The 4,378-nt window shown below is 41.9% G+C and carries 3 protein-coding genes and 1 pseudogene; 3 read left to right on the forward strand and 1 reads right to left on the reverse strand.

Annotated features, from left to right (window positions below; translation table 11 throughout):
* The first annotated feature begins 571 nt into the window (after positions 1–571).
* The gene (locus Q7P22_RS09075; protein ID WP_303863417.1) at positions 572–1,954 is read left to right on the forward strand and encodes an NCS2 family permease; all 1,383 of its coding nucleotides are present in this window, start codon (positions 572–574) and stop codon (positions 1,952–1,954) included.
* A 57-nt stretch (positions 1,955–2,011) separates the two neighbouring features.
* Entirely contained in the window at positions 2,012–3,301 is a 1,290-nt protein-coding gene (locus Q7P22_RS09080) for an amidohydrolase family protein (protein WP_303863420.1), read from the forward strand.
* A 95-nt stretch (positions 3,302–3,396) separates the two neighbouring features.
* Here Q7P22_RS09080 and Q7P22_RS09085 read toward each other — a convergent pair whose 3' ends face one another.
* A complete protein-coding gene (locus Q7P22_RS09085; RefSeq protein ID WP_303863423.1) occupies positions 3,397–3,990 on the reverse strand; it encodes a GNAT family N-acetyltransferase in 594 nt (197 codons plus the stop codon).
* A 214-nt stretch (positions 3,991–4,204) separates the two neighbouring features.
* Here Q7P22_RS09085 and Q7P22_RS09090 point away from each other — a divergent pair.
* Positions 4,205–4,378: pseudogene (locus Q7P22_RS09090) on the forward strand (hypothetical protein); the annotation flags it as partial.

Here is a 4,378-nt window from a genome sequence, read left to right on the forward strand (position 1 = left end):
CGGTCGCAGTTGCATCATAGGCTCACTTGAGCATGCGCGTGAGGCGGTAGCAGGTACCTCAGGAACTCTTATACACCCATAGCAAACAGAGTGCCACAAAACGTAAAGGTAAGATAAAGAAACATATCAGCTATTAGTGAGGGTTCGCTACTAATTAATATAATTATATTAATTAGTAGCGAACCCTTATATATCAAAATGCCCTTAATTCGTAGAAGAAGAGGTCTATTAAGTCTCTACCGTCTACCGGGAGAAAATGACAACTGACGTATATCAATGAAGGAATCAATAATAGTATGGTAACCTTAAAAAAAGTATTAGATAATTAATATAATTTATTGATAATAAAAAGTTTGTCTATTAACAGAGGTAAATGAAAAATTCTGTTGTTTGATAAAGTAGGTGATTTTAGATGTAAAAAATTTATAAATTAATAAGTTATATATTTTTTGTAAGTGGCTATCTACTAAAACTCTTACTCATTCCGTGATTAGGCTATGCATATTAGTACTGGAAGAAAGAAAATTTATGAAAGGATTTTATATTTTGCTTTGGAGGGGGATTCATTTTTATGGAGTCGTCGTTTGAAAAATACTTTCATTTAAAGGAACGTAATACTTCAATACGAACTGAAATTGTTGCTGGTCTTACAACATTTGTTACCGTTGCCTATGTTTTAGCTGTTAACCCGGCAGTACTTTCTCAGGCAGGAATGAATTCAGGAGCTGTTTTTACAGCAACAGTTCTTACTACCGCTGTCGGCACACTTCTTATAGCACTTACAACTAATTATCCTTTCATCTTAGGTCCAAGTCTTGGTCTTAATGCATATTTTGCTTATACAATTGTCCTTGGAATGGGGTATACGTGGCAGGTTGCTCTTGCAGCATGTTTTGTTGAAGGCATAATTTTCTTGCTAATTTCAGTTACCAAATTGCGCGACTTGGTTTTCAACGCAATTCCTCAAAGCTTAAAACTTGCTATAACTGCAGGAATTGGCTTGTTTATTACTTTAATTGGGCTTAAAGGTGCAGGAATTATTATTAGCAATGATTCTACACTTGTAGGCCTTTTTAATATTCATGCAAGCTTTACCAATGGGACTTTTGAAACGGCGGGCATTTCGTGTATTCTTGCAATGTTTGGCGTGGTGGCGACTGGTATTCTTACATCGCATCATGTAAAGGGTGACATCCTCATAGGCATTCTTCTTACATGGGGTTTGGGTATCATTTGTCAACTAACAGGTATTTATATCCCCGATGCGGCCGCTGGCTATAAAAGTGTATTGCCAGACTTTTCAGCAGGTCTTAATATTCCTTCTATGGCTCCTACCTTTATGAAAATGGATTTTTCTGGCATTGCAAATATTGGATTTGCTGTTGTCGTAATAGCCCTTCTCTTTACCTCTCTATTTGATACAATCGGGACTCTCGTAGGTGCAGCTTCTAAAGCTCATCTTCTTGAACCTGGTGGAGATCTCAAGCACACTAAAGGTGCCTTAGTGTCTGAATCTGTAACGACGATGCTAGGGGCTGCATTAGGAATTTCTCCAACATGTGTCTCAGTTGAGTGTGCAGCAGGTATTACTGCAGGAGGTCGTACAGGTCTCCACTCACTCGTAGTGGCGGGTATGTTCTTAATATCTCTGTTTTTGTCACCTTTCTTTTTAGCCATTCCAATGTTTGCTACAGCTCCAGCCCTGATATCGGTAGGTTTTTCTATGACGGGGGCTTTGTTTGGTGTCGACTTCAACGATGTGACCGAGGGCTTACCTGCATTTATTTGTACCATTGCGATGCCTTTTACTTATAGTATTGCCGAAGGGATTTGTTTAGGCATTATCTCTTACGTAATCATTAATTTATTTGCCGGCATCAATGGTCGCAAGAAAATTAGTCCAATGATGTATATTTTAGCGGTATTGTTCGTTTTGAAATACTTAGCTATTTAAGTAGCGATGAAAATGAGACACACTTGCCTTATCAGGCAATAATTGAAGGAGGTTTTCATGGAGACTAATTCATTTGTGCTTAAAGGTGATGTCTGCTATAATATATCAAAAGATTTATTTGATCTTCGGCCTTTAGGGTATGTTGTTTGCGTTAATGGGCATTCTGCGGGTGTATATGATAATGGCTCGCTACCTGAGCAATATACTGCTTTACCTCTTATAGACTGTGGCCATCAGCTTATAGTGCCCGGTCTTAATGATATTCATGTTCATGCACCTCAGTATGGATTTCGTGGTATCGCAATGGATCTCGAATTACTTGACTGGTTAAATACCTATACTTTTCCTGAGGAGAAAAGGTATGCTGAGTTAGCTTATGCCGAGAACGGCTATTCAATTTTTGCTGAGGATCTTCAGCACTCATTTACCACGCGTGCTGTGATATTTGCAACTATGCATGTACCAGCTACTGAGTTGCTCATGGATAAGTTGGAGGCTACCGGGCTGAAGACATATGTGGGTAAAGTTAACATGGACCGTAACAGCCCTGATTATCTTACCGATGGATCTGCTGAGCAATCTTTGTCTGCTACACGTAAGTGGCTCTCTGAAGTCGAGTCGAAACACTATGTCAACACTTTTCCTATTTTGACGCCACGCTTTACCCCAACGTGCTCTGATGAATTGATGAAGGGATTGGGAGAAATTAAGGCTGAGCTTGGTTTACCGGTGCAGTCCCATTTATCGGAGAATCTTTCTGAGATTGATTGGGTAAAAGGCTTATGTCCTTGGTCTACTTGTTATGGTCAGACTTATGAGCATTTCGGTTTGCTCGGGAGTGCGCGGACAATTATGGCACACTGCAATTACTCGACTAATGAAGAGATTGAGATTCTAAAAAAGACAGATACGTATGTAGCACATTGTCCTCAATCGAACGCTTTCCTCTCTTCTGGAATTGCTCCGATACGGCGTTATCTTCAAGAAGGGATGAATGTAGGGCTTGGCACTGATGTAGCTGGTGGAGCGAGCATAAATATGTTTCGCGCTGTAGCCGATGCTGTGGCATGTTCTAAGCTGCGTTGGCGCTGTGTTGACCAGAACCTCGCTCCTCTTACCATACAGGAAGCTTTTTATCTGGCGACCATCGGTGGCGGTTCATTCTTTGGAAGGGTTGGAAGTTTTGCTAAGGGCTTTGATTTTGATGCTCTAGTGTTAGATGATTCAGGTATTCGCAGTCCACGTGAACTAAATATTGCCCAACGTTTGGAGCGTTTTTGCTATTTAGCTGATGAGGGTGGTAAGCTTACTGCAAAATATGTTGCCGGAAGACAGATTCAGCTATAGAGCCTATTCTTTTTACTGTAAAGCACGTTTAAAAAAGACAAGTAATAATTTGGACGTATACAGTTCAATTGAATAAATAACGGTGTCCCAGCAAGCTAATGAATTAGGTTGCTGGGACATTGTTTTTTGGGTTTAGCCAGTCGTTTGCTATAACGTTTCTTTATAGAAATAGCACCTGAAGGTCTTCTCGGGGGTTTAGCAGTGCTGCTGGCTATGCGCACGAGTCCCTTGTGCTGGTAGAATTTCCAGTCACAGCCATCATCTGTAACGAGACACAGTGCGCTTGCTCCCTTGCTTCGTAAATAGTTTTCCACACGCGTAAAAAGCATTCCACCAATGCCAAGACCTTGGCTATCAGGGTTTACAGCTAGCAACTCGAGAAATTCATAGTTCTCTTGCCCATTTCTTGTGGTTAGGCTCTTTTCTTCTGCGCAAAGAGTAAGTTCGGCATTGATATCCAGGGAACTTATTTTTTCAGCTTTAGTACAAAAACGATCATAAAGATCGCTCCACTTGTGTGTCGTCTCGTCGGGCTGTCTAAAGCGAGCTAAGGCAATACCGATGGGACGGTTGTCGAGTTCTGCCACCCACGACGCTGTATGAGCCGCAAGATGTAAGGAGAGCTCTGTAGAGCCACATAGACCTTGGGCATCGTTAGGGAGGTGCTTATACCAGAGCCTGTCAAGCAACGTAGCGATGTGATTGAAGTTCTTTGCAGCAAGCCCCCGCCTACAACTTGCTCGCTTCTAGTCACAGCCTTCTTCCTCCAATCTGGCAAAGGCGTTTGCGTCTCACCAAAGGCAAAGTTTGCCGTATGAACGCCTGTTTTAGTAGTCGTAGTATAGAATGGCAAAGGTGCATTTGCTCCATAGGTTGCAACCGTAGGCAATCCGAGGAGGTTACATGGCAGAGCGTCCTATCAAGCGTGTGTTAGTGTCGGTAACAAATAAGGCCGGGGTGGTTAATTTTGTCAAGACCCTGAAAGACGAGTTTGGTGTTGAGGTGATTTCCACCGGTGGCACTGCAAAAGAGCTGGCCGCTGGCGGGGCCCACGTTAAACCCATTGAAGACTACACC

This window comes from Alkalibaculum bacchi, from assembly GCF_937875145.1.
GTDB classification, from domain to species: domain Bacteria; phylum Bacillota; class Clostridia; order Eubacteriales; family Alkalibacteraceae; genus Alkalibaculum; species Alkalibaculum bacchi_A.